Raw genomic sequence first — 25943 nt, forward strand, 5'->3', positions numbered from 1 at the left:
CCATGCAGCTCACGCCCGTCGTCCGCTCCGAGTGGCTGAAGATCCGCACGCTGCGATCGCTCCCCGGAGCGTTGCTCGCCCTGTTCGCCGCGACCACGGCGTTCTCAGCGATCGCCGGTGTCTCCGGCACGTCGGACCCGGGGTTCGATCCGCTGTTCACGGCGCTGTCCGGCGTCGTACCGGGCCAGATCGCGGCCGTCTCCTTCGGGGCCCTGGCCGTGTCGTCGGAGTTCCGGTCGGGAGCGCTGCGGCTCTCGCTCGCCGCGGTTCCGCGGCGCGGCCGGTGGTTCGCGGCCAAGGCTGCCGTCATCGCCGCACCGACCCTGCTGGTGGGGTGGGTGACCGCTCTGGCCGCGCTGCTCGTCGCCCGGGCGGGGCTCGGATCGGCGGCCGACGGACTCGGCACCGGAGAGCAGGTGCGCGGAGTCGTGGGCTGCGGCGTCTACCTCATGCTGATGGCCCTGTTCGCCGCCGGAGTCGCCGCCCTGCTGCGCAGCGGCGTGGCCACCCTTTCCCTGCTGGTGCCGTTCGTCCTCGTCGTGTCCTTCGTGATCGGCGACGCGACGGGCACCGTGGCCGACTTCCTGCCCGACAAGGCGGGGCAGCTCGTCCTCAGGGAGTCCTACGACGGCACCCTCGGGCCGTGGTCGGGGCTCGCGGTGACCGCGCTGTGGACGGCCGCCGCCCTGCTGGCCGGGGCCTGGAGCCTGCGGCGCCGGGATGCCTGACGGCGAGCCGGATGATGCCCCGCCAAGTGTCAGTGGGGGCGGGTTTACTGGAGCCATGAACATCGCACGGCACATCGCTCTCATCGACGAGCTGTGCTACCGCCCCTTTCCGGCGGAGCACGGCCCGTCGGACGTCGGTGTCTCGGGACCCGGTCACCACATCGCGGTGTTAGAAGCCGCGACGGACGGCGACCCGGCGGCCCGCGCGGTGACGATCGACCAGTACGAGAAGGGCCGGGACGCCGTCTACGAGCTCCTCGCCTCCCGCTGGGGCGACACCGCGCCGTACAACCTGCAGACCGTCCTGCTGCGCACGGAAGGGGAGGAGGTGCCCCGCCCCTGGGCCGAGTTGAGCGCGCGAGCGAGCGTGGCCCACCTGTGGGAGGTGGAGGGCACGGGCCGCTGGGTCGCCGTGGCGGTCGGGGACCGGGACCCCTCGCGGGAGGTGCAGTTGCTGGCCCTGATCACGGAGACGGACCCGCCGTAGCGGATCAGTCCTCGGCTGCTTCCCGCAGCCGTCCGAACTCCTCCGCCATCGTCTCCAGCGTCCAGTGCGCGTTCAGCCCGCTCGGATTGGGCAGCACCCACACGCGCGTGTCGCCGATCGTCCGCGACTGCGGCCCCACCCGGGCCGTGCGGTCGTCGAACGCGGCGCGGTACGCGGTCACCCCCACGACGGCCAGCCAGCGCGGCCGCAGCCGTTCGACCTTCGCCGCGAGCAGCCGCCCGCCCTCCCGGTACTCCGTGGCGCTCAGTTCGTCGGCCCGGGCCGAGGCCCGCGCCACGACGTTGGTGATGCCGAGCCCGTACGACAGCAACTCCTCCTGCTCCGACGGCTTCAGCAGCCGCGGCGTGAACCCGGACCGGTGCAGCGCCGGCCAGAAGCGGTTGCCAGGGCGGGCGAAGTGATGGCCCGTCGCGGCCGTCATCAGACCGGGATTGATGCCGCAGAACAGGACCCGCAGGCCCTCCGCGACCACGTCGGGCACGAGGCGGTCGCGGGCGGCCTGAAGCTCCTCGGGCGTGAAACGCGGCACCGTCGGCTACCCGGCCGGCGCGTCAGAGGATCGCCCCGGGCGTGTAGCCCGCGGCCTGGGGGTGCTGCTTCACGATCTCCTCGACCCGTGCGACCACGGCGGCGACCTGATCGCCCGCGGCGCCGGTGAAGGACAGCTTGTCGGCCATCAGCGCGTCCAGCCGGTCGCGGTCCAGCGGGATGCGCGCGTCGGCGGCCAGCTTGTCGAGCAGCTCGTTGCGCTCGGCGCCCTGCTCACGCATGGCGAGCGCGGAGGCGACGGCGTTCTCCTTGATCGCCTCGTGCGCCAGCTCCCGGCCGACGCCCGCGCGCACGGCGCCCATCAGTACCTTCGTGGTGGCGAGGAACGGCAGGTAGCGGTCCAGCTCCCGGGCGACGACCGCCGGGAACGCGCCGAACTCGTCGAGCACCGTCAGGAACGTCTCCAGCAGACCGTCCAGAGCGAAGAACGCGTCCGGCAGCGCGACCCGGCGCACCACCGAGCAGGACACGTCGCCCTCGTTCCACTGGTCGCCCGCCAGCTCACCGGTCATCGAGGCGTAGCCGCGCAGGATCACCATCAGGCCGTTGACGCGCTCGCAGGAACGGGTGTTCATCTTGTGCGGCATCGCCGAGGAGCCGACCTGGCCGGGCTTGAAGCCCTCGGTGACCAGCTCGTGCCCGGCCATCAGCCGGATCGTCTTCGCCAGCGACGACGGGGCCGACGCCAGCTGCACCAGTGTCGTCACGACCTCGTAGTCCAGCGAGCGCGGGTAGACCTGGCCGACCGAGGTGAAGGCCTGCGAGAAGCCCAGGTGCGTGGCGATCCGCTGCTCCAGGTCCGCGAGCTTCGCGGCGTCCCCGCCCAGCAGGTCCAGCATGTCCTGCGCGGTGCCGACCGGGCCCTTGATCCCGCGCAGCGGGTAGCGGCCCAGCAGCTCCTCGACGCGGCCGTAGGCGACGAGCAGTTCGTCGGCGGCGGTGGCGAAGCGCTTGCCGAGGGTGGTGGCCTGAGCGGCGACGTTGTGCGAGCGGCCGGCCATGACCAGCTCGCCGTACTCACCGGCCAGCTTGCCGAGCCGGGCCAGGACGGCGACCGTGCGATCGCGCACCAGTTCCAGCGAGAGGCGGATCTGGAGCTGCTCGACGTTCTCGGTGAGGTCGCGGGAGGTCATGCCCTTGTGCACGTGCTCGTGCCCGGCGAGGTCGTTGAACTCCTCGATCCGCGCCTTCACGTCGTGCCGCGTGACCTTCTCGCGCTCGGCGATCGAGGCGAGGTCGACGGTGTCGAGGACACGCTCGTAATCGGCGAGCGCCGCGTCCGGCACCTCGATCCCGAGGTCCTTCTGGGCCCGCAGCACGGCGAGCCAGAGCTGCCGCTCCAGCTTCACCTTCTGCTCGGGCGACCAGAGCGTGGCGAGCTCGGCGGAGGCGTAGCGTCCGGCGAGGACGTTCGGGATGCGGGGCTTGGCGGGAGCGGAAGTCACGTGCACGGATTCTACTGGCGATTCGTGCAGGCCAGCGCCGCGGGTGTCCTTGTCGGAACCTACGAGAGCGTCGCGGCCGTCTCCACCTGCGGCTACGCCGGGTCCTCGTACGGCAGCAGCTCCGGCCGCTTCGGGGGCATGCCGTCGCCCGAGGAGCGGCCCGTCAGGCGGCGGCCTATCCACGGCAGCAGGTGCTGCCGGGCGAAGCGCGCGTCCGCCACACGGCGCATGACCCAGCCCGGCGGCAGCGCCGCGGGCATCGGCGTGTGCCATTCGGCGTCCTCGGGGTCGTAGCCCAGCGTCTGCCACACCGCCTCCGCGACCCGGCGGTGGCCCTCGGCCGTCAGGTGCAGCCGGTCCACGTCCCACATCCGCGGGTCGCTCAGGGACGGAGCGCCGTACAGGTCGACGACGATCGCGCCGTGCCGGGCGGCCAGCTCGTCGACGCAGGCGAACAGCTCCTCCATACGCGGCCGGAACCGCTCCAGGACGGGGCCCTGCCGGCCCGGGCTGCGCATCAGGACCAGCTGCCGGCACGCCGGGGCCAGCTTCTCCACGGCCTCCTCCAGGAGCCCGCGCACCCGGCCCATGTCGCACTTGGGCCGCAGGGTGTCGTTGAGCCCGCCGACCAGGGTGATCACGTCGGCGCCCATGCCCGCCGCGACGTCGACCTGCTCGTCGACGATCTGCCGGATCAGCTTGCCGCGCACGGCGAGGTTGGCGTACCGGAAGCCGGGCGCGCGGGCCGCCATCTTCGCGGCGAGCAGGTCGGCCCAGCCCCGGTAGGTGCCGTCCGGCATCAGGTCCGACATGCCCTCGGTGAAGGAGTCGCCGACCGCGACCAGGCTGCTGTAGGTGGGGTTCGTCTGCATGGCGACGGAAATGGTATCCCGTGCACATACCTAGCAGTCGGTCGGCCTCCGGGGCCCGGGCAGGGCTCCGGGCCCCCCGTTTCACGCCCGCTGGCCGAACAGCTCCCGCAGCACGTCCTCCATGGTCACCAGCCCGGCCATCCGCCCGTCCGCCCCGACGACGGCGGCCAGGTGCGTACGGCTGCCCCGCATCGCCGTCAGGACGTCGTCCAGCGGTGTGCGCTCCACCACGCGCGCGATGGGCCGCATGTCGCGCAGCCGGAACGACACGTCCCGCCCGACGGCCTCCAGGGCGTCCTTCACATGGAGATAGCCCACGATCCGCCGCCCGTCGTCCACCACCGGAAAGCGGGAGAACCCGGACTCCGCCGACAGCCGCTCCAGCTCCTCGGGTGTGATGCCGACGCGCGCGTACACCACGCGCTCCAGCGGCAGCACCACGTCCCGCACCGGACGGCGGCCCAGCTCCAGCGCGTCGCGCAGCCGCTCCTGGGCCCGGTCGTCGATCAGACCTGCCTCGCTGGAGTCCTTCACGATCTGCGCGATCTCCGCGTCCGAGTAGGAGGCGGTGACCTCCTCCCGGGCCTCCACGCGCAGCAGCTTCAGCAGCGCGTTGGCGAAGGCGTTCACGGTGAAGATCACCGGGCGCAGCGCCCGGGACACCGCCACCAGGGGCGGTCCGAGCGCCAGCGCGCTGCGCACCGGCTCGGCCAGCGCGATGTTCTTCGGCACCATCTCGCCGAGCAGCATGTGCAGATACGTCGCCAGGGCCAGCGCGATCACGAAGGACACCGCGTGGCCCGCCCCTTCGGGCACGCCCACCGCGTGGAACGCCGGCTCCAGCAGATGCGCGATCGCCGGTTCGGCCACGACGCCCAGAACCAGCGTGCACAGGGTGATGCCGAGCTGGGCCGCCGCCATCAGCGCGGACACGTGCTCCAGGCCCCACAGCACGCTCTTGGCGCGCCGGTCGCCCCGGTCGACGTGGGGCTCGATCTGGCTGCGGCGCACCGAGATCAGCGCGAACTCGGCGCCGACGAAGAAGGCGTTGACGACCAGCGTCGCCAATCCGATCAGCAGCTGGACGGCGGTCACAGCTCCACCCCCTTCTCATCGGGCCTGCGGTCGTCGTGGGGGGCGCGCAACCGGACCCGGGCGGCCCGGCGGCCCGTGGCGTCGAGCACCTCCAGGTGCCAGCCGGCCACCTCGAGGGTGTCACCGGCGGCCGGTATCCGGCCGAGCACCGTGGCCACCAGCCCGGCGAGCGTCTCGTAGGGACCCTCCGGGGCGCGCAGCCCGACGCGTTCCAGGTGGTCCACGCGCGCGGAGCCGTCGGCCGAGTACAGCGGGTGTCCGGCCTCGTCCGTGCCGGCCGGGGCCAGGTCGGGGGTCTCGTGCGGGTCGTGTTCGTCGCGCACCTCGCCGACGACTTCCTCGACGATGTCCTCCAGCGTGGCCACGCCCGCCGTGCCGCCGTACTCGTCGATCACGACGGCCATCGTGCGCTTGCCGGAGAGCCGGTCCAGGAGCCGGTCGACGGTGAGCGTCTCCGGGACCAGCAGCGGCTCGCGCATCAGCTCGGAGACGTAGATCCGCGTGCGGCGCTCGGCCGGCACCGCCAGCACGTCCTTGACGTGGGCCGTCCCGACGACCGAGTCGAGCGTCCCGCGGTAGACGGGGAACCGGGACAGGCCGGTCGCGCGGGTCGCGTTCGCCACGTCCTCCAGAGTCGCCTGCACCTCCAGGGCGACGACCTGCACCCGGGGCGTCATCACGTTCTCCGCGGTCAGATCGGCGAGGTTCAGGGTCCGCACGAACAGTTCGGCGGTGTCGGGCTCCAGGGCGCCCTCCTTGGCGGAGTGGCGGGCGAGGGCCGCCAGCTCCTGGGGCCCGCGCGCCGAGGCGAGCTCCTCGGCGGGCTCGACACCGATGCGCCGCACGACCCGGTTCGCCGTGTTGTTGAGATGCGTGATGAAGGGCCGGAACGCGGCGCTGAACCAGCGCTGCGCGTTGCCCACGGTCTTGGCGACCGCCAGCGGCGAGGAGATCGCCCAGTTCTTGGGCACCAGCTCGCCGACGACCATCAGGAACACCGTCGACGCGGCCGTGCCCAGCACCAGCGCGACGCTGTGGGACGCCGCACGCGAGAGGCCGAGGCCCTCCAGTGGCCCGGCGATCAGGGCGGCGATCGACGGCTCGGCGAGCATGCCGACCACCAGGTTCGTGACCGTGATGCCGAGCTGCGCCCCGGAGAGCTGGAACGTCAGATTCCGTACGGCCTTCAGCGCGCCCTGCGCACCCCGTTCGCCGCGCTCGACGGCCCGCTCCAGCTCGGCGCGCTCGACCGTGGTGAGCGAGAACTCGGCCGCCACGAAGGCGCCGCAGGCGAGCGAGAGCAGGATCGCCGCCAGCAGGAGGAGTACTTCGGTCATCGGTTCACCCCCGTTCCATGGTTGTCCAGGAGGGGGCGGAACGCGCGGTGTCGCGCACGGGGAGGCTCGCCCATGGGCGGACGCTCACAACCTTTCATGCAGACCGAGTGGCCACTCAAGGGTAAAGGATGGGTAAAACCCTTCCCCGGCCGATCACGAGGCCGGGGGCGTCTGGCCGGTGAGCGGCTTCACCCAGCGCCGCCACTGCTCCTCGGGCCCGTACCCGGCGGCGCCCCACGCCCGGTGCGCGGTCTCGTTGCGGGTGAGCACCATCGCGTCCGCGCGGCGCCCGCCGAGCCGCGCGAACCGCTCCTCCGCGGCGGCGAGCAGCGCGGACGCGATGCCCTGGCGGCGGTGGTCCGGGTGCACGGCCAGCCGGTACAGATGACAGCGCCAGCCGTCGAACCCGGCGATCACCGTGCCCACCGGCTCGCCGCCGCGTTCCGCGAGGATCAGCGCCTCGGGGTCGCGTACGACCAGCCGCTCCACGCCACCGCGGTCGTCACTGATGCTCGTGCCCTCGGCGGCCACTTTCCAGAAGGCCAGGACGGCGTCGAGGTCCTCGGGCGTCGCGGCCCGGATGTGCAAGTCGGTCATCCCATGATCACACCACTGGCGCCGGCCCGCGGCAGACCGTTTCACCATCCGGACGTCACTCGTGCGCGATCGCCGCCAGCACGTTCATGCGGGACGCGCGCAGCGCGGGCAGCAGCGCCGCCACGACCCCGACCACCGCCGAGCCGACCACCACCAGCACGATCGTCAGCCACGGGATCGCCAGGGCCGCCATGCCCTGGAGCGCCAGTACCTGCTGCATGCACACACCCCACACCAGCCCCAGGACGAGCCCGAGGACCGCCCCGAACACGGCGATCACCACCGACTCCAGCCGGATCATCCGCCGCAGCTGACGCCGGGCCAGCCCGATCGCCCGCAACAGGCCGATCTCCCTGGTGCGTTCGACGACCGACAGCGCCAGGGTGTTGACCACGCCCAGCACCGCGATGATGATCGCCAGCCCCAGCAACGCGTACACCAGGTACAGCAGGACGGCGATCTGGTCGTGGACCAGCTGCTTGTAGTCGGCCAGGTCCCGTACCTGGACCTGCGGATACGGCTCCAGGGTCTTCTCCAGGTTCGCGCGCAGGTCGTCGTCGCTCGTACCGCCCGAGGCGTTGACGTACAGCGCGGAGTCCTGTCCGCCCGGCGCGTACCGCTCCAGGGTGCCCAGCCCGAAGTACAGCCCGCCCTGGCTTCCGAACCCCTCGGCGGAGTCCTGGTCGGTGAGCGCGCCGACCGTCAGCCCGGCCGAGCGTCCGCCCTGGAACTCCACCGGGACGGTGCTGCCCACCCGCACGCCGTGGTCGCGTGCGAAGTCCCGGTCCATGGCCAGGCGCCCGTTCGCCAGCGCGGCCGCGGAGTCTCCCCGCACGTAGGTGATGTTGGCGACGTCGTCGAGCCGGGGATCGTAGCCCGCGGCGGTCGTCTCCACACGGTCGCCGTCCGGGAGCCGCACCGCGACGGGCGTGAACCGCCCGCGCACCACGAGGCCCACGCCGTCGGTGCCGCGCACCTTGTCGGTGACCTCCCGCGGGAACGGCAGGAAGTTGGTGTTCTGGATGACGAAGTCGGCCCCCAGCGTCTTGTCGATCTGCCGGTCGAACGAGGCGGTCATCGACTCGCTGGCCACCGACATGCCGCCGACCAGGGCGATCCCCACCATCAGGGCGGCGGCGGTGGCGCCGGTACGGCGGGGATTGCGCAGGGCGTTGCGCTGGCTCATCCGGCCGATCGACCCGAACAGCGCGGGAAAGGCCGCGCCGAGCACCCGGATCACCGGGCGCACCAGCAGCGGCCCGGCGATCACGGTGCCGATCAGGGTGAGCACCACGCCGAGCCCCAGCAGGGAGGCCGCCGACGCCGTCCGCTCCGACGCCGCGCAGCCCACCAGCGCCGCCGCACCGGCCGTACCGACGATCCCGCCCGCCACCGCGCGCATCCTCAGCGGCCGGCCCACCCCGGCGACCTCGGCGTCCGAGAGCGCGGCCATCGGCGAGACACCCGCGGCCCGCCGCGCCGGGAGGTACGCGGCGACGAAGGTGACGCCGAGCCCGACGACGTACGCCGCCACCGGTGTCACCCAGCGGACCTCCATCTCGTCGGCGTCGATGTTCATGCCGAGCAGGCCCATCAGCGCGATCAGACCTGCGGCGAGCCCGATGCCCGCGGCCAGCCCCAGCGTGGAGCCGACCAGGCCGAGCAGCAGGGCCTCGGTGAGCACCGAGCGCCGGACCTGGCGCCGGTCGGCGCCGAGCGCGCGCAGCAGCCCCAGCTCCCGGGTGCGCTGGGCGATCAGCATGGAGAAGGTGTTGACGATGAGGAACACGCCCACCAGCACGGCGATCCCGGCGAAGCCGAGCATCACGTACTTGATGACGTCGAGGAACCCGCCCAGCTGCTCGACATCCGACTCGGCCTGCTCGCCGGCCGTCCGGAAGTCGTAGGTGTGCGCCCCGAGCGCGCCCGCCACCCGCTGCTTGAGCCGATCGTCACTGACGCCCTCCGCCGCGTCGACCGAGATGGCGGTGGCCGTGCCGGGCCGGCCGAGGAGCCTGGTCTGCGCGGTGGGGGTGTCGAGGTAGATCAGCGCGGAGCCGGGGTTGGTGGTCGTGAACGTGACGATGCCGACCACCCGGACCTCGAACGACCCCGGGGGCGCGATGACGGTGAGGCGGTCGCCGATGCGCACATCCCTGCGGTCGGCGGTCTCGGAGTCCAGCAGCGCCTGGGCGGGACCGCGCGGGGCGTGGCCCGAGGTCAGCTTCACGGGACTGCGCTCGTTCGGGTTCCAGGCGTTGCCGAGCGTCGGCGCCCCGGTGGTCGGGCCCACCGGCCGGTTCTCCTCGTCGACGACCGTGAGGCCGCTCACCTCCACGTCGGCGCGGGCCGCCGCGACCCCGTCCAGCTGCCGGACCCGTTCGGCGAGCGCGGCCGGCAGTGTGGCCGTCCGGCCGGAGGGCACCGCCTCGTCGAGGCCCTCCTTCGGGCTGACCGTCACATCGGCCGCCGTGGAGGCGAACAGCCGGTCGAAGGTGCGGCTGACGGTGTCCGAGAAGATCAGGCTCCCCGCCACGAACGCGACGGACAGCAGGACGGCGAGCGCCGAGAGCAGCAGCCGCCCCTTGTGCGCCAGGAAGCTTCTCAGAGTCGCCTTGAGCACGGGCTCAGTTCTCCTCGGGTGACGCCGGAGCGTCCTCGTACCGGGTGCGGATCACGTCGAACCTCTTCATCCGCTCCAGGACCGCCTCCGCCGTCGGGCGGCGCATCTCGTCGACGATCCGGCCGTCCCCGAGGAAGAGCACCAGGTCGGAGTGGGCGGCGGCGCCCGGGTCGTGGGTGACCATGACGACGGTCTGCCCGAGCCGGTCCACCGCCTCGCGCAGGAAGGCGAGCACCTCAAGGCCGGCGCGCGAGTCCAGGTTGCCGGTCGGCTCGTCCGCGAAGATCAGCTCGGGCCGGGAGGCAAGGGCCCGGGCGCAGGCCACGCGCTGCTGCTGCCCGCCGGAGAGCTGCGACGGCCGGTGCCCGAGCCGGTCCCTCAGCCCGAGGGTGTCGATCACCTGGTCCAGCCACTTCTCGTCGGGCTTGCGGCCCGCGATGTCCATGGGCAGGGTGATGTTCTCCAGCGCGTTCAGGGTCGGGATGAGGTTGAACGACTGGAACATGAACCCGATCCGGTCGCGGCGCAGCCGCGTCAGCTCGCGCTCCCGCAGCCCCGTGATCTCCGTGTCGCCCAGCCACACCTGACCGGCCGAGACGGTGTCGAGCCCCGCCAGACAGTGCATCAGCGTGGACTTCCCGGAACCCGAGGGCCCCATGACCGCGGTGAACCGGCCCCGGACGACGTCCACGTCCACCGAGTCGAGCGCGAGCACGGCCGTCTCGCCCGAGCCGTACGCCTTGGTCAGACCGCGGGCACGGGCCGCGATCCCGTCGGCCGGCGCGAGGCCGGGAGCGTGCTCCGCAGCAGGTGTGGACAAGGCCGCCTCCTCTGGGTGGACGTCAGGACCTCCTGGCCCCGACCGAGCGTAATGTGATCCGGCCCACACTCGGTATCCTCCGCGGGTCGGACTTCGCTCCTGCCGGTGCTGGCACCCGCGCGCCAGCTTCGAGTCATGGCCAAGACCCAGCTGAACGTGCGCGTCGACGAGGGCACCGCCCGGGCCGCGCGTGAACGGCCCTGGCCCGCGGGATGAGCGTCAACCGCTACATCGAGGAGCTGGTCCGCCAGGACACCGGCGAGGTGGGCCACACCTTCGTGGAGGCCGCCGCGGACTTCATGAAGCAGTGCGAGTCCGTTCACCGAGGAGTTCGGCGGGGACCGTGAGGGCACGCGCGAAGGTCGCCACTGACCCGTTGGACGGCCTCGAGATCGACCTCGCCTGGCTGCTGATGCTCCCCGAGCAGAAGACTCCCTAAGACCCCCAGGTCACCGACCGGGGAGCCCTCGTGGCGGCCGTCGCCCGCCACCGGGCCGCCGTGTTCGACGTCCCCGTCCACGACAGCCCGCACGCCCGCGCCGCCGCCCTGCTCCAGCTCCTGCTCCACGTCCCCGCGCTGGAACGCTCCAACGCCCTCTTCGCCTCCGCCGCCTACGCGTACCTCGTCGCCGGCAGCGCCAAGGTCGTCACCTCACCCGAGCAGGTCCGCGACCTCGCCCGGCTGGTCAAGAGCGGCGAGGCGTCCGTCCGGGACATCGGGCGGGAGCTGCGCCGATGGAGCCTGTGATCACCCGTGGGCCGTGATCACCCGCTGACCGGGCGCCACGCCGTCCCGAGCACGCAGTACGAGGTCGGCAGCGCCGGCCCCTCAGCCGGCATCAGCACCCGCCGGTAAGGGCCGAGTTCGAACCCGGCGTCCCGCAGTGCCCGCACCGGCTCCCGCGCCACGTGGCAGCCCCCGCTCAGCACCGGCCACACCGTCCGGTCCAGCGCGTGCTGGGTGAGGGTCATCGCCCGGCCACCGCCCCGGCCGTGCTCGAAGAACCGCACCTCGCCGCCCGGGCGCAGCACCCGCCGCAGCTCCCCGAGCGCCCGGGGCACGTCCCGCACACTGCACAGCACCAGCGACACCACCGCGGCGTCGAAGCCCTCGCTCTTGACCGGCAGTGCCTCGGCCGCGCCCGGCACCACGTCCACCGGCACCTCGGCGCGCAGCGCGGCCTCCACGGCCAGCTGCCGCAGCAGCCGCTCCGGTTCGATGGCCACGACCTCCGCGACGGTGCCCGGGTAATGGGCGAAGTTCAGTCCGTTGCCCGCGCCGATCTCGATCACCCGGCCGGACAGCCCGCCGAGCAGTCTCCCGCGCATCCGCCCCATGCCCATCCGGGTCTCGGCGGCCACACTGGCCCGGGCGTAGCAGCGGGCGAACAGCGGATGACGCACGGCGTCCCGTGGCACCTTGCCGGAGCGCAGCGGCATGGGGACCTCCCTGACGATGCCGGTGTTACCGCGATTCTCCCCGCGACGGGCCCGGCGCACCCCTGCCGCCTACCGCAGGCGTACGCGGGCCAGGACCGGACGGTGGTCGCTACCGGTCTCCTCCAGTGCCGACACCCGCGCCACCTCGACCCCTCTCCCCAGCACCTGGTCGATCCTCGCCACCGGCAGGGCGGCCGGCCAGCTGAACGCGAACCCCGAGGGCGGGGCGTGCAGCCGGGAGGTGAGCGGGGCGAGACCGCGGTCCTGCACCGTGCCGTTGAGGTCGCCCACCACCAGGAGCCGGTCGGCCGGGTCGTCGTCGACCAGGGTTCCGAGCCGGGCCGCACTCTCGTCACGTGCGGCCGAGGCCAGGCCTGCCGGGCCGAGCCGGACGGACGGCAGGTGGACCACGTACACCGTGACGCCGCCGCCCGGCGCGGACACCGTGGCCCGCAGGCCCCGCTGCCAGCTCTCCGGGAAGCCCTCGGGCCGGATGTCCACGGGGCGCACGTCCGACAGGGGATGGACCGACCAGAGTCCGACCGTGCCGTGGACGGCCCGGTGCGGGTGCGAGGCGCCCAGGACGTCCTGGTACACGCATCGCGCGGCGGGGGTCAGTTCCTGCACCGCCACCAGCCCCGCACGGGCGGCGAGCAGCGCCCGTGCGGTGCCGGAGGGGTCGGCATTGTCGTCGGCCACGTTGTGCTGGACGACGGTCAGGTCGTACGGGCCCGGGGCCCGGGCCGGGGACAACCACATCCCGCCGAAGATCCAGAGCCACACGGCCAGGGGCGCCAGGCAGGCGAGGAGCCCCGCTCGCGACCGCTTGAGCAGCGCGAGGCAGCCGAGCACGGGCACGGTCAGCCCGAGCCACGGCAGGAACGTCTCCAGCAGGCTCCCCAGCCGCCCGGCCCCGTTGGGCACGGCGGAGTGCAGCGCCTGAAGAGCGGCGGCACCGGCCGCACCGCACACCAGCCGGACGTCCCACGGCGACCTGCCGCCGACGGTCACCCTAGGCGAGCTCCGCCGCCAGCAGCGCGGCCGTCCGCGCCACCAGCGGGTTGTCGGCCTCGGCGTCCTCCTCCGGCTGGGTGGTCAGGACGGACAGCACGATCGGCGGGCCGTCCGGCGGCCATACGACGCCCACGTCGTTGTTGGTGCCGTACCGCCCGCCGCCGGTCTTGTCGGCGACCAGCCAGTCGGCGGGCAGGGCCTTGCGGAACTTCTCGGTGCTGGTGGTGTTGCGCAGCAGCCAGTCCGTGAGGCGCGCCCGGTCCCGGGGCTCCAGCGCGGTGCCGAGCACGAGCCGGGCGTAGGTCGTGCCGACGGCACGCGGGGAGGTCGTGTCGGTCGCGCGCCACGGCTCCGCCGAGTTGAGCTCGGGCTCCCACCGGTCGAGCCGGGTGACCCGGTCACCTATCGAGCGGCAGAAGCGCGTGACGGCCGTCGGCCCGCCGAGCTCCTTCAGGAGCAGGTTGCCCGCGGTGTTGTCGCTGAAGCGGATGGTGGCGTCGCACAGTTCGCCGACGGTCATGCCGGTCGTGACGTTCTTCTCGGTGATCGGGGAGTACCCGGACTTCGTGACGTAGTCCTGGGTATAGCGCAGGCGCCGCGCCAGGAACTCGCCGTCGCGGTCGAGGTCGCGCAGGACGGCCGCGGCGGCCAGGGTCTTGAACACCGAGGCCATGGGGAAGCGTTCGTCGGCCCGGTACGCCACCGTCCGGCCGGTGCGCAGGTCACGGGCGTACACGCCCAGCCGGGCGGTGTGCTCCCGCTCCAGTTCCCGCAGCCGCGCGGTGACACCACCGGTGCCGGGTGAGGCATGGGCCGTGCCGCCGCCCAGCGAGAGAGCGGCGGCCGTGCCCAGCGCGAGAGCCGTGCGGCGGGACGGGCGTGATCCGTTCGTGTACAAGGTGGTCCCTTCGGAGGCGATCACGTACGTAGGTCAACACGCGATCACGTCCGGGCCGGTTTCACCGCGTGCCCGTCCGGCCCCTCACCACGCCTCGGGTGCCTCCCGTACCCGGAACGCCTCCGCGTCCCACGAGCCGTCCAGCCGGGGGGCCAGCCAGTGCGGCGCGGCCGCCCGGAAGGCAGTGGGGGAGAGGGCGGCCGACCCCGCCGGAACGGAGCCGAGCAGCGGCGCTCCGGCCACGTCCGGCAGGTCCGCGAGATTGCAGCGCGCGGCAAGGTCCGGGGCGGCCGGCCAGCTTCCGATCACGATCCCGGCCAGGTCCAGCCCCCGGGAGCGCAGTTCACGCGCCGTCAGCTCCGTCGCGTTCAGGGTGCCGAGTCCCGCCGGCGCCACGACCAGCACCGGCGCCGACAGCAGCCGGGCGGCGTCCGCCAGGGTTCCGCCGGCCGCGTCGAACCGTACGAGGAGCCCGCCGGCTCCCTCGACCAGCACCAGGTCGTGCTCGGTGGCCAGCTTGGCGGCGGCCTCCGCGACCTCGTGCGGATGCACCGGCGCCCGGCCCGCCCGGCGCGCGGCCGTGGCCGGGGCCAAGGGATCCGGATACCGGGCGAGTTCGGCCGTCGTCACCGGCCCCGCCAGGCGCGCCACCTCGGCGGCGTCGCCCGGCTCGTTGGGCCGTACGCCCGTCTGGGCGGCCTTCAGCACGGCCACCGACCGGCCGGCCGCCAGCGCCGTCGCGGCGACGGCGGCGGTCACGACCGTCTTGCCGACCTCCGTGCCCGTGCCCGTGATCATCAGTACCGGCATGTCATCCCTCCCGCGCCGCCGCGCACACGGCCCGCGCGATCCGCGCCAGGTCCGCGTCGCCCGTCACGTACGGCGGCATGGTGTAGATCAGATCGCGGAACGGCCGCAGCCACACGCCCTCGCGCACGGCCGCCTCGGTCGCCGCCCGCATGTCCACCGCGTGATCCAGCTGTACGACCCCGATCGCGCCGAGGACCCGGACGTCCTTCACCGACGGCAGGTCCGAGGCGGCCGAGAGTCCGTCCCGCAGCCCCGCCTCGATCCGCTTGACCTGCGCGGTCCAGTCCTGCCCGAGCAGCAACTCGATCGAGGCGCAGGCCACGGCGGCCGCCAGCGGGTTGCCCATGAAGGTGGGACCGTGTGCGAGCACCGGCACCTCGCCCCGCGAGATGCCGCCGGCCACCCGCGCGGTGCACAGCGTCGCCGCCATCGTCAGGTACCCGCCGGTCAGTGCCTTGCCCACGCACATCACATCGGGCGTCACGGCCGCGTGTTCCGCCGCGAACATCGCGCCCGTGCGGCCGAAACCGGTCGCGATCTCGTCGAACACCAGCAGCACGTCGTGGGCGTCGCACGCCTCGCGCAGCACCCGCAGATACGCGGGGGAGTGGAACCGCATCCCGCCCGCGCCCTGCACGACCGGCTCGACGACCACCGCGGCCAGTTCACCGGCGTGCCGCTCGATCAGCGACCGCAGGTGCTCGGCGTACGCCTCCTCGTACTCCACCGGGGGCGGGTCGGCGAACACCTGGCGTTGCAGCACGCCGGTCCACAGGTCGTGCATCCCGCCGTCCGGATCACACACCGACATGGGCTGCCAGGTGTCGCCGTGGTAGCCGCCGCGCCAGGTCAGCAGCCGCTGCTTGCCGGGGCGGCCCAGCGAACGCCAGTACTGCAGGCACATCTTGACCGCGACCTCGACCGACACCGACCCGGAGTCGGCGAGGAAGACATGCTCCAGACCTTCGGGTGACATGTCGACAAGGAGCTTCGCCAGCCGCACGGCGGGCTCGTGGGTGAGCCCCCCGAACATCACATGGCTCATCCGCCCGAGCTGCTCGCGCGCGGCCTCGTTGAGCACCGGGTGGTTGTAGCCGTGGATCGCCGACCACCAGGACGACATCCCGTCGACCAGCTCTCCCGAGCCGTCGGCGAGCCGCAGCCGCACCCCGCTCGCCGACTCCACGACGAATGGTTCCTGCCGCCCGGGCATCGGGCCGTACGGATGCCACACGTGCCGCCGGTCGAGCTCCAGCAGCTCGGCGACGGTGAGCTCAGGCATTGGGCGCGAGGTCGGTCCCGGCGCCCCGGCGGCGCACGGCGACCAAGTCGGTCCGGGGTTCGGCGCCGGTACGGGAGTCGGCGACCTGCGGTTCTTCGCCGGAACCGCACGCCCCGCCGCCGGAACCACAGACTCCGCCGCCGTCGTGACAGCCTCCGGCCCGGTGCTCCGGAAGCGTCACCTGGTCGGTGCCCTCCACCTCGAACCCGGCGTCCGCGATCATCTCCAGGTCGGCCTTGCCGGCCTGGCCCTCACTGGTGAGGTAGTCGCCGAGGAAGATCGAGTTGGCCAGGTGCAGGGCGAGCGGCTGCATCGTGCGCAGATGGACCTCACGTCCACCGGCGATCCGCACCTCGACGTCCGGGCAGACGAATCGCGTCATCGCCAGGATCCGCAGGCATCGCTGCGGGGTCAGGTTCCACTCCTTGCCGAGCGGAGTGCCCTCGAACGGGATCAGGAAGTTGACCGGGACAGAGTCCGGGTCCAGCTCACGCAGCGAGAAGACGACGTCCACGAGGTCCTCGTCCGTCTCGCCCATGCCGGCGATCAGTCCGGAGCAGGCGGACAGACCGGCCGCATGCGCCTTGTGCACGGTGTCGACGCGGTCCTCGTACGTGTGTGTGGTGGTGATCTCCCCGTACGTCGCCTCGGACGTGTTGAGGTTGTGGTTGTAGGCGTCGGCGCCCGCCTCGCGCAGCCGCTCCGCCTGGCCGTCGGAGAGCAGACCGAGGCAGGCGCACACCTCGACGCCCTCGTTGTTCTCCTTGATCGTCCTGATCGTCTCGGAGACCCGGTCCACGTCCCGGTCGGTCGGGCCGCGCCCGCTGGCCACCAGGCACACCCGCTTGGCCCCTCCGGCCACGCCGGCCGCCGCCGCGTCGGACGCCTGGTCGGGCTTGAGCCAGGTGTACTTCAGAATGCCGGCCGTCGAGCCGAGCCGCTGCGAACAGTACGAGCAGTCCTCGGGACACAGGCCGGACTTGAGGTTGACGAGATAGTTCAGTTTCACCCGTCGGCCGAACCAGTGCCGCCGCACCTTTCCGGCCGCGGCCACCACATCGAGCAGGTCGTCGTCGGACGTCGCGAGGACGGCCAGTGCCTCGTCGCGGGTCGGCAGCTCGCGCCGAAGCCCCTTGTCCACCAGCGTGTTCAGCAGGTCCATGGAAGCCGATCCTGTCCTACGGAGGCGCCCGGGGCCAAGGAGACTTCGTACAACAGAGTCGCTTCGAGGTGTGGGTATCGCCACACACTGACCTGCTGGTCGTCCCGCTAGTGTCTGTGCACTGCCTACAAATTCCCCGGAGGACCACCCATGGCGTTCGGCTGGCTCGACGAGCAGGCCCAGCGGCGCCGCCGCGCCGGACTCGTACGGACTCTGCGCCCCCGTCCGGCCGCTTCGCCGCTCCTCGACCTGGCGAGCAACGACTACCTGGGGCTGGCCCGTCACCCCCAGATCACCGAGGGCGCGGCCCGGGCCGCGCGCACCTGGGGCGGCGGCTCGACCGGCTCCCGGCTCGTCACCGGCACCACCGAACTGCACACGGAGCTCGAGCGGGAACTGGCCGACTTCTGCGGTTTTGAGGCGGCCCTGGTCTTCTCCTCCGGTTACGCCGCCAACCTCGCCGCCGTCACCGCGCTGGCCCCGCACGGCTCCCTGATCGTCTCCGACGCCGGCAACCACGCCTCGCTCATCGACGGCTGCCGGCTGGCCCGCGGCACCACCCAGGTGGTGGCGCACGCCGAGCCCGACGCCGTGCGCAAGGCACTGTCGGCGCACGAGGGCACGGCGATCGCCGTGTCCGACACGGTGTTCTCGGTCGACGGCGACGCCGCCCCCCTCACCGCGCTGGCCGAGGCCTGCCGGGAGCGCGGCGCCGGCCTGGTCGTCGACGACGCCCACGGCCTGGGCGTCCTGGGCGACGGCGGCCGGGGCGCCCCGTTCGCGGCGGGACTCGCGGGCGCCGACGACGTCGTCGCGACGGTCACGCTGTCCAAGTCGATGGGCAGCCAGGGCGGAGCCGTCCTCGGCCCCGCCCGGGTCGTCGACCACCTGGTCAACGCGGCCCGGACGTTCATCTTCGACACCGGACTCGCCCCCGCCGCGGCCGGGGCGGCCCTGGCGGCCCTGCGGCTGCTGCGCCGCGAGCCGGAACGGGCCGCACGGGCCCGCGCGGTGGCGGGTGAACTGCACGCGCGCCTGACCGCCGCGGGACTGGAAGCGGTACGTCCGGACGCCGCGGTGGTCTCGGTGCGAGCGCCCTCTGCCGAGGACGCGGTGAACTGGGCGGCCCAGTGCCGCGCGGCGGGCCTGGCCGTGGGCTGTTTCCGTCCTCCCTCCGTGCCCGACGGCATCTCACGGCTCAGGCTGACCGCCCGCGCTGACCTGACCGGTCAGGAGATCGCACGCGCTGTACGGCTGATCGGCGAGACGCGACCATGAGTCGGCGTGACACGGCCGTGTGTCGCACGATGCCGGTCTGATCGAACGCGGTTACATGCGGTCCACCCCGGCCGCGAACGCCGCCCAGCTCCCCGGAGAGAAGAGCAGCGCGGGTCCGGCCGGGTCCTTGGAGTCGCGCACGGCGAACAGTCCGGCCCAGGGCGGGGCATCCGGCCGCGCGGTCTCGACGCAGTTGTTCGCGCCGGTGCTGTAGCTGCTGCGCAACCACCGCACACCGTGCAGTTCGATGCTTGAGGGGACGTGACGAGGCAGTGCACGCATGGTGCCTCCTTACGCGCCGGCTGCTGTCCCGGCGATGAAATCCAACGAGTCCTCGGGCGAAAGGGCGTGGATCTGAAGGGCGTCGAAGGCCTCCGTGTAGGCCTGGAGGTCTTCTTTCCGTTCGAGGTAGAGGCTACTCGTCAAGTGGTCGAGAACAACCACATCCAGATCAGAAGTGCTCGAAAATGAGAAGATAACGAAAGGGCCGGTCACGCCGATGTGCGCCCCGGCGGCGAACGGCAGCACCTGGAGCCGCACTTGGGGGAGCCGGGCGGCCTCGACCAGCCGTTCCAGCTGGCGGGCCATGACCCCGGGCCCGCCCACCTCCCGGCGCAGCACCGCCTCGTCCAGGACGGCGCTCAATTCCAGCGGGGGATCCGCGCGCAGCACGTCCTGCCGGGCCAGCCGCACCTCGACCAGCGCGTCGAGCCGGTCCTCCGCAAGCCCCTCCACCGCGGCCTTGGTCACCGCACGCGCGTACTCGGGGGTCTGGAGCAGGCCCGGGACGACGGTGGTCTCCAGCGTGCGCATCGCGCCGGCCTGCGACTCCAGGCTGATGAAGTCCCGGTAGGTCGGCGGCAGCACCCCGCGGTAGGCGTGCCACCAGTGATGACGGCCACCGCTCTCGTCGGACCCCGCCAATGCCATGAGCAACTCGCGAAGTTGGGAGTCCGCCACGGCGTAGGCGTCGAGGAGTAGCCTCACATCGGCCGGTTTCACCCCGCTCGTGCCCGTCTCGATCCGGCTGACCTTGGACTGGTGCCAGCCCACCAGCCGGGCCGCCTCACCGCTCGTGAGCCCCGCCGAGGTGCGCAGCGCACGCAGTTCGGCGCCCAGCTTCCGGCGGCGCACCGCGGGACCGTGCTGCATGGGCTCCTCCTTACTCCTTACGAGCCACCCAAATACGGTCCCGCGTCGCAGAGTTCACCGCTTTGAGCGACAGATATATGCATATCTTGGTGGATGGCCGTCCTTCGGGGGCGTTCTGGTGGCAGTCTGGCGACGAAGCACCAGTCCGGGACCGTACTCGAACCATCCGCTCCGTGTCGGACTGCGGTCCCGTGGGAAAGGGGCGACGTCGCCATGGCAGACCATTTGGAAGCATCCGTCACTCTGCCGAGCGATCCCGCCTCGGTCTCCGCGGCACGCACCTACGTGGTGGGCACGCTGGCGGAGTGGGGCCTGCCGGCGGACACGGAAGTGTCCGACACCGTCCGGCTCATCGTCTCCGAACTCGCCACCAACGCCGTCCAGCACACCTTCGGCCAGTCACCGACGTTCACCGTGGACCTGGAGCTCGATCGCGACGAGCGGCTGCGTATCGGTGTCACGGACAGCCATCCGCGCTTCCCCAGACGTCTGCCCGCCGCCGTCCAGCAGGACAACGGCCGCGGCCTGGTCATCATCCGCTGGCTGACCGCCGAGTGCGGTGGCCGGCTCCGCATCCGCCCCACCCGCGAAGGCGGCAAGACCATCTCGATCGAGCTCCCGTGGGCCGTTCCGGCCCAGCCGGTGACCGCGGTGGTCCGGCAGGAGCCGTGACCGCTCGTCGCAGGACCGAAAAACCCTCCGGCGAGCGCGCTCAGCGCACCCGGGCCCGCACGACCGCCCTCCGGGCCGCCTGCGGGCCACGCCGCCTTCTCCGGGCCGCCCAGCGAGCCATGCCGCCGTCCGGGCCGCCTGCCGGGCCGCGCCGCCTTCTCCGGGCCGCCTGCGGGCCACGCCGTGCTCTCCGGGCCGCCCAACGAGCCATGCCGCCCTCCGGGCCGCCTGCGAGGCTACGACGCCCCTCCTGGGCGCCCTGAAGGCTGCGACGCCACTCCCGTGCCTCACGACGCACCGGAGCCACGCGGGCCCTCACCTGTCCCGCGCCGACGCCTCCGGGTGCGCTGCCGCTCCCCGAAACCCTGACGGCTGTCCGACGGTGCGCCGTAGGGGTGCGGGAATCCTGACGTCGTCCCCGGCCTGCTCTCCCTCGGACGTCTCCGCGGTGCCGCCCGTCTCCGAACGCAGACCCGCGCGCCGCACCAGCCGCGGGAGCAGCCCCCACAGGCCGACACAGACCAGGAAGGTCGCGACGCCCGCGGCGACACCGCCGGTCCGGCCCGTCGTCACGTCGACCACCAGCAGCACGGAACCGCTGAACGCGAACACCAGCACGCACAGGCCCGTGGTGGCCAGGCGCGAGGAGACCTGCACGATGCGGGGCTTGGCGCCCTGCTGGAAGAGGGAGCGGTGCAGCGCGGCCGGCGCGGTGAAGAGCGCGGCGGCCAGGACCGCCAGCAGCAGAGTGATGACGTAGGTGACGCGCTGGACCGTGTCGAGGTCCCCGAAGCGCGAGGTGAAGGCGAGCGACAACAGGAAGGCGAAGAGGATTTGCACACCCGTCTGGGTGACGCGCAGTTCCTGGAGCAGCTCGACGAAGTTGCGGTCCGCACGTTGCAGCGGAGTCTCGTTGCGCGCGGTACAGGGGCGGTGCTCGGCCATGGGGTGACGGGTATCCACACGAGCCCGAGTCACGCTCCGGCGTGCGGCGGCGCGTCAGGACACCGCCGCACGCCGGGCGGACTACTTCACGCGCCCGTACCAGACGCTCTTGGTCCAGATCTTCTGGAGCCGCACCACGTCCCCGCTCTTCGGGGAGTGCCAGAGCTTGTTCTTACCCGCGTAGATACCGACGTGGTACACGTTGCTGCCCGAGTGGAAGAACACCAGGTCTCCGGCCTTGCGGTTCTTGCTGGAGATGTGGCGGGTCTTGTTGTACTGCTGGGCAGCCGTGCGGGGGAGCTTCTTGCCGGCCTTCTTGAACGAGTAGAGCGTGAGCCCGGAGCAGTCGAACCGGTGCGGACCGGTGGCCCCGTACTTGTACGGTGAACCCTTCTTCGAGGCCGCGATCTGGAGTGCCTTGGTCGCCGGCGTGGCAGCCGCGGCATCCGAGGCGAAGCCGGGCGCCACTATCGAACCGCCGACGGCGGCGATGGTGAGCGCCGAGGCCGTGCCGGCCCGGGCCATGAGCGACGGGACACGATTGAGCGCAGTCATGCGCAACCCTTCGTCAGCCGCCTGTGAAGGATGACCTGTCGGATTCGGGCTGGCGAAGTTGCCCGGCCGCTGACGCGGCTTCACCCCAAGGGCTGCTCGTGTCCGGTCATGGCGTGACCGTCCCGGCGACCCGTCGTGCTTGGGTCCTCCACTCCTGCCGATCCACTCCTGTCGACCGGTCATCCGGGCGGCGGCAGGACTCGGCGTCCGCCCGGATCGCCCCGCCACAGCGGCGGGGGCTTGTCGTCAGTCAGGGATCTTGGCTCATGCCTGTCCGGATTTCCCAACGGAACCGGGGATTTGTGTTGTTACTCACCACTCGCCCGTTCGGGTGGACACGTGTGCGTTCGAGCCACTGTCCACAGGTTCGCGGAGCGCCGGACCAGCGACGGAATGCCCCATTCCGTCCCGCGGCCACGCGCGTTGCGCAACCGGGACGGTCCCAAAACAGGCCTCCCGCCTACTCCGAACAGCGGTACGTCATTTGGCCCCTTCCGACTCACCTCCGGACGGTCCGCGGTCGGATCGGTCGTCCGGAGCGACGGCTGCGCGTCAACTGACGGACTCCGGGGGCAGGCTGAGGCGGGCCGTGCGCCGCTCGCCGTCCAGCACCCGCAACGCACGCGCCAGGGTGCCGGCGTGCAACTCCGTCTCACCCCGCTGGTGCATCAGGGCCAGCGCGTCGCGCAAGGCGGCCGCCTTGCCGACCAGGGCCTGGGCGGCACGCAGTCCGCGGTAGGTGTCGCCGTCCTGCGCCGGGTTGATGCGGCCCAGCAGGTCGACGACCTCGAGGTAACGGTCGATCAGTTCCGCCTCGGCGCGAGTCAGGGCGGGCAGCGGCGGCAGTTCGGGCGGGAGCATCGGGGCCTCACCGTCCGGCCGGCGGGGCCGGGGTGGCCTTGCGGTGGGGGATGATCCCGTCGACCAGGCCGTACTCCACGGCCTCCTGAGCGGTGAGAATCTTCTCCCGCTCGATGTCCCTGCCGATCTGCTCCCGGCTGCGGCCCGTGTGCCGAGCGAGCAGTTCCTCCATCCGGAGCCGGATGCGCGTCAACTCGTCCGCCTGGATGGCGAGATCGCTCGCCTGTCCCCGGACCGGCTCGGGCAGTGCGGGCTGATGGATCACCAGGCGGGCGTCGGGGAGGGCGAATCGCTTGCCGGGCGTGCCTCCCGCCAGCAGCACGGATGAGGCCGCGCCGGTCCGGCCCAGGCAGATCGTCTCCACGTCGCAGGTGACGTACTGCATCGTGTCGTAGATCGCCGCCATGGCGTGGAAGGTGCCGCCGGGGGAGTTGATGTAGAGCGAGATGTCGCGGTCCGGGGCCTGGTGCTCCAGGTGCATGAACTGGGCCATCACGTCGTTCGCCGAGGTCTCGTCCACGGGGGTGCCGAGGAAGACGATCCGCTCTTCCATGAGCTTCGAGTACGGGTCCGTCGTCCGTAGCCCGGACCCCGTCCGTTCGGTGAACTCGGGCAGCGCGTGACGGGCGGACGGTCGGGTCATGGCGAACCCCTCCTCGCGGCGCGGCTGTCTCCGGCGACAGCTGTCTCTGTAAAAAATGTACAGGACGTACGTCACGTTATGATGGGGTCATGGCCTACGAGATTCCGGTGACGCAAGCCAGGGCTGAGCTCGCCGACCTGATCAATCGCGTGGTGTACGGCGGCGAACGCGTCGTCGTCACGCGGCACGGCAAGCCCCTCGTCGCCCTCGTCTCGGCCGATGACCTGCGGCGACTCGAAGTGACCCAGGAGCTCGCCGAGTCCGCGGAGGAGCAGGTGGTCAGCGCGGTCTCCACCGTCCGCGAGGTCGCGTCCGCCCCTGGCGAACCCCAGCGGTTCGGCATCGCGGCGGAGCATCGCAGGGTCGGCCCGGCCCAGTAGCCCCACAGGCAAGAACCGTGCGTCCCCGTCCGCTACAGCGGGGACGCACGGTCGCTTCTCCGGGGGCGCCGGTGGGGTGGTCAGCCGACGGCCGAGAGTTCCCGTCGGTCGGCCGCGGGCTCACCGCCCGCCTTCCGTGCCCGGAGCGCGTCGCCGAGCAGCACGGCGCCCAGGCCCAGCGTCGCCCACCAGGTCAGGGTCAGGGCGGGCCCGGTCGCCGCCGCGCCGTCGAAGTAGGACACCGAGCGAAGCAGTGTCGTCCCCGCGCCCGGTGGCAGCCACTGGCCGATCGCGCCGGCCGGCTCCGGCAGCATCTGCGGGGCCGAGGTGGCGCCGGAGAAGGGGTTGCCCAGCAGCATCACCGTGGCGGCCGCGATGCCCGTGCCGGCCGGGCCGACCAGGGCGGCGAGTCCGGCGACGGCACCGCCGACGGCCAGCGTGGACAGAGCGAGCACCGCCGCCTCCGCCCACCAGTCGCCCGTGAGCGCCCCGAGCCAGCTGTGCGCGATCCCGGCTGCGGCCACGCCCACCAGGGCCGAGGCGCCGAGCAGCGCGAGCGCGGCCCGGACGCCGCGCAGCCCCAGCAGGGTGACCACCGCGCCCGCCGCGATGCCGGCCAGGGCGAGCGGCAGAACGGCGGCGTTCAGTACCGCGCCACGTGGATCACTGGCCGGGGTGGGCACGACGTCGACCGTCCTGACCCGCGTGTCCCCGGCGGCGGCGGCCTGCCGAGCCAGGGCCTGCTGGAGGAACTGGGCGACGGCCGGTCCGGCCGCGGACGCGGTGAGCAGCTCGGGTCCCTGTGGCGTGACCACGACCGCGCCGTACACGCTCCGGTCCTCGACGGCGTCCCGGGCTGCGGCTTCGTCGGCGTAGCGATGGACCTCGAAGGCGCCCTCGTGTCGCTCCAGCTGCCGTTCGAGCCGGGTCACCGCGGCGGACGGTCCGGCCACGCCGAGCGGGAGGTCGCGGGGCGATATGCGGGAGGCAGGCCAGGCGAAGGCCCACAGGGCGAGGGCCGCCAGGACGGGCACGAGGACGACGACCGCGATCACGCGGCGGCTGCGGGAAGGCATGAGGGGCTCCTGGGGGTGAGCGGAAAGGGCTCGGACGCGAAAAAGAAGGATCGTTCGTTTTTGCTCCGCCCTCACCGTGCTCCGCTCGCGGCGTCTTGTCAAGAATGAATATTCGTTTTACTTTGGGGCCATGGCCCGCGTGTCCCAGGAACATCTCGACGCCCGCCGCCGCCAGATCCTCGACGGCGCCGCGCTCTGCTTCGCCCGCAACGGCTTCCACGCCACGTCCATGCAGGACGTCCTGAAGGAAGTCGACCTGTCGGCGGGGGCGGTGTACCGCTACTTCAGCGGCAAGGAGGAACTGATCGGCGCGATCGTCGCCGAAGTGCTCGGTTCGGTCCGCGCGGCCTTCGAGGAGGCGGCGCGGCTGAGCCCACCCCCGCCACCGGACGAACTCGTCGCCTCCGTCCTCGGCTCGACTCTCGCCGCCCGCGAGTCCCTGGTCGTCGACGGCCGGCCGGCCTTCCCGCGGCTCGTCATCCAGGTGTGGACGGAGACACTGCGCAACGAGGACCTGGCGGCCCTCCTGCGGGAGGGCTACGGCTCGGTCCGCGCGGCCTGGGGGAAGATCGTCGAGGGCTACCAGGAAGCCGGGATGATGCGGGCGGATGTGGCGCCGGACCACGTGGCCCGCACGATGATCGCCGCCGTGCTCGGGTTCATCGCACAGCAGTCGCTGTTCGGGCCCGCCCCGGTCGAGGTTCTCCGGGACGGACTGCGGGCGCTGACGGGCATGCGGAACGAGGGCACCGCAACCGGTGGATCACAGCGCGGTTAACGTGCCCGAAACGCGGTCCAATTAGCCTGCCGATCCACGCCACCTGGCAGTTTGCCCCGTGGCCGCGGCAGCCGGGCCCCGCACGGCCCGGAGCGAGGACTGTGAGGTGGGACGTGCAGCTGACCCCGCACGAGCAAGAACGACTGCTGATCCACGTGGCGGCCGACGTGGCCGAGAAGCGCCGCGCCCGTGGCCTGAAGCTGAATCACCCCGAGGCGGTCGCGCTCATCACCTCCCACATCCTCGAAGGCGCGCGGGACGGCCGGACCGTCGCGGAACTCATGGCCTCCGGACGCACGATCCTGAGCAGGGACGACGTCATGGAAGGCATCCCGGAGATGATCCACGACGTGCAGGTGGAGGCCACCTTCCCGGACGGCACCAAGCTCGTCACCGTCCACGAGCCGATCGTCTGACGGGGAG

Annotated in this window: 28 protein-coding genes, 2 pseudogenes and 1 riboswitch; of the genes and pseudogenes, 9 read left to right on the forward strand and 21 right to left on the reverse strand. The window is 72.4% G+C overall.

Annotated features, from left to right (window positions below):
• Positions 1 to 2 precede the first annotated feature (2 nt).
• Both ACIQHQ_RS21855 and ACIQHQ_RS21860 read left to right on the forward strand, forming a co-directional pair.
• Complete coding sequence (locus ACIQHQ_RS21855) at positions 3 to 728, forward strand: ABC transporter permease (RefSeq protein WP_402613718.1); 726 nt, start codon at positions 3 to 5, stop codon at positions 726 to 728.
• Positions 729 to 783: 55 nt separating this feature from the next.
• Positions 784 to 1215, forward strand: coding sequence for a hypothetical protein (locus ACIQHQ_RS21860; RefSeq protein ID WP_402613720.1), 432 nt, complete (start codon positions 784 to 786; stop codon positions 1213 to 1215).
• A gap of 4 nt (positions 1216 to 1219) precedes the next feature.
• Here ACIQHQ_RS21860 and mug read toward each other — a convergent pair whose 3' ends face one another.
• From mug to ACIQHQ_RS21900, 8 genes are all read right to left on the reverse strand, one after another.
• Positions 1220 to 1765: a G/U mismatch-specific DNA glycosylase gene (gene mug / locus ACIQHQ_RS21865; protein WP_402613723.1), complete on the reverse strand. Its 546-nt coding sequence runs from the start codon at positions 1763 to 1765 to the stop codon at positions 1220 to 1222.
• Positions 1766 to 1787: 22 nt separating this feature from the next.
• Entirely contained in the window at positions 1788 to 3230 is a 1443-nt protein-coding gene (gene purB, locus ACIQHQ_RS21870) for an adenylosuccinate lyase (protein WP_402613726.1), read from the reverse strand.
• A gap of 92 nt (positions 3231 to 3322) precedes the next feature.
• Positions 3323 to 4102 carry an SGNH/GDSL hydrolase family protein gene (locus ACIQHQ_RS21875; protein ID WP_402613729.1) on the reverse strand — a complete coding sequence of 260 codons (780 nt, stop codon included), beginning with the start codon at positions 4100 to 4102 and terminating at the stop codon, positions 3323 to 3325.
• Positions 4103 to 4183: 81 nt separating this feature from the next.
• Positions 4184 to 5197 (reverse strand): hemolysin family protein, encoded by a 1014-nt coding sequence (locus ACIQHQ_RS21880; protein WP_402613732.1) that lies wholly within the window; start codon positions 5195 to 5197, stop codon positions 4184 to 4186.
• Complete coding sequence (locus ACIQHQ_RS21885; RefSeq protein ID WP_402613734.1) at positions 5194 to 6534, reverse strand: hemolysin family protein; 1341 nt, start codon at positions 6532 to 6534, stop codon at positions 5194 to 5196. The genes ACIQHQ_RS21880 and ACIQHQ_RS21885 overlap by 4 nt, the downstream gene beginning before the upstream one ends.
• Positions 6535 to 6687: 153 nt before the next feature.
• Positions 6688 to 7179 carry a GNAT family N-acetyltransferase gene (locus ACIQHQ_RS21890; protein WP_402613737.1) on the reverse strand — a complete coding sequence of 164 codons (492 nt, stop codon included), beginning with the start codon at positions 7177 to 7179 and terminating at the stop codon, positions 6688 to 6690.
• 7 nt (positions 7180 to 7186) lie between these two features.
• Positions 7187 to 9754, reverse strand: a complete 2568-nt coding sequence (locus tag ACIQHQ_RS21895; protein ID WP_402613740.1) for an ABC transporter permease — start codon at positions 9752 to 9754, stop codon at positions 7187 to 7189.
• Between the two features lie 4 nt (positions 9755 to 9758).
• Positions 9759 to 10574, reverse strand: a complete 816-nt coding sequence (locus ACIQHQ_RS21900; protein WP_402613742.1) for an ABC transporter ATP-binding protein — start codon at positions 10572 to 10574, stop codon at positions 9759 to 9761.
• Between the two features lie 135 nt (positions 10575 to 10709).
• Between ACIQHQ_RS21900 and ACIQHQ_RS21905 the strand changes: the two are divergent.
• Both ACIQHQ_RS21905 and ACIQHQ_RS21910 read left to right on the forward strand, forming a co-directional pair.
• Positions 10710 to 10946: pseudogene (locus ACIQHQ_RS21905) on the forward strand (toxin-antitoxin system HicB family antitoxin).
• Positions 10947 to 10950: 4 nt separating this feature from the next.
• Positions 10951 to 11322: pseudogene (locus tag ACIQHQ_RS21910) on the forward strand (fic family toxin-antitoxin system, toxin component).
• A 17-nt stretch (positions 11323 to 11339) separates the two neighbouring features.
• Here ACIQHQ_RS21910 and ACIQHQ_RS21915 read toward each other — a convergent pair.
• The 6 genes from ACIQHQ_RS21915 to bioB all read right to left on the reverse strand — a co-directional run bounded on the left by ACIQHQ_RS21915 (position 11340) and on the right by bioB (position 17180).
• Positions 11340 to 12014 carry a class I SAM-dependent methyltransferase gene (locus ACIQHQ_RS21915; RefSeq protein WP_402613745.1) on the reverse strand — a complete coding sequence of 225 codons (675 nt, stop codon included), beginning with the start codon at positions 12012 to 12014 and terminating at the stop codon, positions 11340 to 11342.
• Positions 12015 to 12083: 69 nt separating this feature from the next.
• The gene (locus ACIQHQ_RS21920; RefSeq protein ID WP_402613748.1) at positions 12084 to 13025 is read right to left on the reverse strand and encodes an endonuclease/exonuclease/phosphatase family protein; all 942 of its coding nucleotides are present in this window, start codon (positions 13023 to 13025) and stop codon (positions 12084 to 12086) included.
• A 1-nt stretch (position 13026) separates the two neighbouring features.
• The gene (gene bla / locus ACIQHQ_RS21925; protein WP_402613751.1) at positions 13027 to 13926 is read right to left on the reverse strand and encodes a class A beta-lactamase; all 900 of its coding nucleotides are present in this window, start codon (positions 13924 to 13926) and stop codon (positions 13027 to 13029) included.
• Positions 13927 to 14010: 84 nt separating this feature from the next.
• The gene (gene bioD, locus ACIQHQ_RS21930) at positions 14011 to 14736 is read right to left on the reverse strand and encodes a dethiobiotin synthase (RefSeq protein ID WP_402613754.1); all 726 of its coding nucleotides are present in this window, start codon (positions 14734 to 14736) and stop codon (positions 14011 to 14013) included.
• Position 14737: 1 nt separating this feature from the next.
• Positions 14738 to 16018: an adenosylmethionine--8-amino-7-oxononanoate transaminase gene (locus tag ACIQHQ_RS21935; protein ID WP_402613757.1), complete on the reverse strand. Its 1281-nt coding sequence runs from the start codon at positions 16016 to 16018 to the stop codon at positions 14738 to 14740.
• Complete coding sequence (gene bioB / locus ACIQHQ_RS21940) at positions 16011 to 17180, reverse strand: biotin synthase BioB (RefSeq protein WP_390986286.1); 1170 nt, start codon at positions 17178 to 17180, stop codon at positions 16011 to 16013. Before bioB ends, ACIQHQ_RS21935 begins: the two co-directional genes overlap by 8 nt.
• Before the next feature lie 150 nt (positions 17181 to 17330).
• On the opposite strand from bioB, the gene ACIQHQ_RS21945 reads away from it, so the two are divergent.
• Positions 17331 to 18458, forward strand: coding sequence for an 8-amino-7-oxononanoate synthase (locus tag ACIQHQ_RS21945; protein WP_402613761.1), 1128 nt, complete (start codon positions 17331 to 17333; stop codon positions 18456 to 18458).
• 51 nt (positions 18459 to 18509) lie between these two features.
• Here the strand turns inward: ACIQHQ_RS21945 and ACIQHQ_RS21950 are convergent, their stop codons facing one another.
• Both ACIQHQ_RS21950 and ACIQHQ_RS21955 read right to left on the reverse strand, forming a co-directional pair.
• The gene (locus ACIQHQ_RS21950; protein WP_402613764.1) at positions 18510 to 18740 is read right to left on the reverse strand and encodes a DUF397 domain-containing protein; all 231 of its coding nucleotides are present in this window, start codon (positions 18738 to 18740) and stop codon (positions 18510 to 18512) included.
• A 9-nt stretch (positions 18741 to 18749) separates the two neighbouring features.
• On the reverse strand, positions 18750 to 19610 hold the full coding sequence (locus tag ACIQHQ_RS21955) for a helix-turn-helix domain-containing protein (RefSeq protein ID WP_402613766.1): 861 nt from the start codon (positions 19608 to 19610) through the stop codon (positions 18750 to 18752).
• A gap of 213 nt (positions 19611 to 19823) precedes the next feature.
• Between ACIQHQ_RS21955 and ACIQHQ_RS21960 the strand changes: the two genes are divergently transcribed.
• Positions 19824 to 20282, forward strand: coding sequence for an ATP-binding protein (locus ACIQHQ_RS21960; protein ID WP_402613768.1), 459 nt, complete (start codon positions 19824 to 19826; stop codon positions 20280 to 20282).
• A gap of 315 nt (positions 20283 to 20597) precedes the next feature.
• On the opposite strand, the gene ACIQHQ_RS21965 is transcribed toward ACIQHQ_RS21960, so the two are convergent.
• The 4 genes from ACIQHQ_RS21965 to ACIQHQ_RS21980 all read right to left on the reverse strand — a co-directional run bounded on the left by ACIQHQ_RS21965 (position 20598) and on the right by ACIQHQ_RS21980 (position 23286).
• Positions 20598 to 21227, reverse strand: coding sequence for a DUF6328 family protein (locus tag ACIQHQ_RS21965; protein ID WP_402613770.1), 630 nt, complete (start codon positions 21225 to 21227; stop codon positions 20598 to 20600).
• Positions 21228 to 21308: 81 nt separating this feature from the next.
• Positions 21309 to 21782: a C40 family peptidase gene (locus ACIQHQ_RS21970; RefSeq protein ID WP_283970880.1), complete on the reverse strand. Its 474-nt coding sequence runs from the start codon at positions 21780 to 21782 to the stop codon at positions 21309 to 21311.
• Positions 21783 to 21785: 3 nt separating this feature from the next.
• A riboswitch (cyclic di-AMP (ydaO/yuaA leader) is annotated at positions 21786 to 21998 on the reverse strand.
• Between the two features lie 336 nt (positions 21999 to 22334).
• A complete protein-coding gene (locus ACIQHQ_RS21975) occupies positions 22335 to 22643 on the reverse strand; it encodes a hypothetical protein (protein ID WP_402613774.1) in 309 nt (102 codons plus the stop codon).
• A gap of 7 nt (positions 22644 to 22650) precedes the next feature.
• Positions 22651 to 23286 (reverse strand): ATP-dependent Clp protease proteolytic subunit, encoded by a 636-nt coding sequence (locus tag ACIQHQ_RS21980; protein WP_402613777.1) that lies wholly within the window; start codon positions 23284 to 23286, stop codon positions 22651 to 22653.
• Between the two features lie 89 nt (positions 23287 to 23375).
• Here ACIQHQ_RS21980 and ACIQHQ_RS21985 point away from each other — a divergent pair, with 89 nt between their 5' ends.
• On the forward strand, positions 23376 to 23666 hold the full coding sequence (locus ACIQHQ_RS21985; RefSeq protein ID WP_402613780.1) for a type II toxin-antitoxin system Phd/YefM family antitoxin: 291 nt from the start codon (positions 23376 to 23378) through the stop codon (positions 23664 to 23666).
• A gap of 80 nt (positions 23667 to 23746) precedes the next feature.
• Here ACIQHQ_RS21985 and ACIQHQ_RS21990 read toward each other — a convergent pair whose 3' ends face one another.
• Positions 23747 to 24742, reverse strand: coding sequence for an ABC transporter permease (locus ACIQHQ_RS21990; protein ID WP_402613783.1), 996 nt, complete (start codon positions 24740 to 24742; stop codon positions 23747 to 23749).
• 130 nt (positions 24743 to 24872) lie between these two features.
• Here ACIQHQ_RS21990 and ACIQHQ_RS21995 point away from each other — a divergent pair, with 130 nt between their 5' ends.
• On the forward strand, positions 24873 to 25520 hold the full coding sequence (locus ACIQHQ_RS21995) for a TetR/AcrR family transcriptional regulator (RefSeq protein WP_402613786.1): 648 nt from the start codon (positions 24873 to 24875) through the stop codon (positions 25518 to 25520).
• A 113-nt stretch (positions 25521 to 25633) separates the two neighbouring features.
• Positions 25634 to 25936, forward strand: a complete 303-nt coding sequence (locus tag ACIQHQ_RS22000) for an urease subunit gamma (protein WP_390986257.1) — start codon at positions 25634 to 25636, stop codon at positions 25934 to 25936.
• The last annotated feature ends 7 nt before the right edge of the window (positions 25937 to 25943 follow it).

This window comes from Streptomyces sp. NPDC092370 (assembly GCF_044755265.1).
Classification (GTDB): domain Bacteria; phylum Actinomycetota; class Actinomycetes; order Streptomycetales; family Streptomycetaceae; genus Streptomyces.

What these genes read in the sequence shown, in the direction of transcription:
- ACIQHQ_RS21855 (WP_402613718.1), top strand. Translation starts at nt 3, where the DNA reads ATGCAGCTCACGCCCGTCGTCCGCTCCGAGTGGCTGAAGATCCGCACG.
- ACIQHQ_RS21860 (WP_402613720.1), top strand. Translation starts at nt 784, where the DNA reads ATGAACATCGCACGGCACATCGCTCTCATCGACGAGCTGTGCTACCGC.
- ACIQHQ_RS21875 (WP_402613729.1), bottom strand. Translation starts at nt 4,102, where the DNA reads ATGCAGACGAACCCCACCTACAGCAGCCTGGTCGCGGTCGGCGACTCC.
- ACIQHQ_RS21885 (WP_402613734.1), bottom strand. Translation starts at nt 6,534, where the DNA reads ATGACCGAAGTACTCCTCCTGCTGGCGGCGATCCTGCTCTCGCTCGCC.
- ACIQHQ_RS21890 (WP_402613737.1), bottom strand. Translation starts at nt 7,179, where the DNA reads ATGGTGAAACGGTCTGCCGCGGGCCGGCGCCAGTGGTGTGATCATGGG.
- ACIQHQ_RS21915 (WP_402613745.1), bottom strand. Translation starts at nt 12,014, where the DNA reads ATGCCGCTGCGCTCCGGCAAGGTGCCACGGGACGCCGTGCGTCATCCG.
- bioD (WP_402613754.1), bottom strand. Translation starts at nt 14,736, where the DNA reads ATGCCGGTACTGATGATCACGGGCACGGGCACGGAGGTCGGCAAGACG.
- ACIQHQ_RS21935 (WP_402613757.1), bottom strand. Translation starts at nt 16,018, where the DNA reads ATGCCTGAGCTCACCGTCGCCGAGCTGCTGGAGCTCGACCGGCGGCAC.
- bioB (WP_390986286.1), bottom strand. Translation starts at nt 17,180, where the DNA reads ATGGACCTGCTGAACACGCTGGTGGACAAGGGGCTTCGGCGCGAGCTG.
- ACIQHQ_RS21945 (WP_402613761.1), top strand. Translation starts at nt 17,331, where the DNA reads ATGGCGTTCGGCTGGCTCGACGAGCAGGCCCAGCGGCGCCGCCGCGCC.
- ACIQHQ_RS21950 (WP_402613764.1), bottom strand. Translation starts at nt 18,740, where the DNA reads ATGCGTGCACTGCCTCGTCACGTCCCCTCAAGCATCGAACTGCACGGT.
- ACIQHQ_RS21955 (WP_402613766.1), bottom strand. Translation starts at nt 19,610, where the DNA reads ATGCAGCACGGTCCCGCGGTGCGCCGCCGGAAGCTGGGCGCCGAACTG.
- ACIQHQ_RS21960 (WP_402613768.1), top strand. Translation starts at nt 19,824, where the DNA reads ATGGCAGACCATTTGGAAGCATCCGTCACTCTGCCGAGCGATCCCGCC.
- ACIQHQ_RS21965 (WP_402613770.1), bottom strand. Translation starts at nt 21,227, where the DNA reads ATGGCCGAGCACCGCCCCTGTACCGCGCGCAACGAGACTCCGCTGCAA.
- ACIQHQ_RS21970 (WP_283970880.1), bottom strand. Translation starts at nt 21,782, where the DNA reads ATGACTGCGCTCAATCGTGTCCCGTCGCTCATGGCCCGGGCCGGCACG.
- ACIQHQ_RS21975 (WP_402613774.1), bottom strand. Translation starts at nt 22,643, where the DNA reads ATGCTCCCGCCCGAACTGCCGCCGCTGCCCGCCCTGACTCGCGCCGAG.
- ACIQHQ_RS21980 (WP_402613777.1), bottom strand. Translation starts at nt 23,286, where the DNA reads ATGACCCGACCGTCCGCCCGTCACGCGCTGCCCGAGTTCACCGAACGG.
- ACIQHQ_RS21985 (WP_402613780.1), top strand. Translation starts at nt 23,376, where the DNA reads ATGGCCTACGAGATTCCGGTGACGCAAGCCAGGGCTGAGCTCGCCGAC.
- ACIQHQ_RS21990 (WP_402613783.1), bottom strand. Translation starts at nt 24,742, where the DNA reads ATGCCTTCCCGCAGCCGCCGCGTGATCGCGGTCGTCGTCCTCGTGCCC.
- ACIQHQ_RS21995 (WP_402613786.1), top strand. Translation starts at nt 24,873, where the DNA reads ATGGCCCGCGTGTCCCAGGAACATCTCGACGCCCGCCGCCGCCAGATC.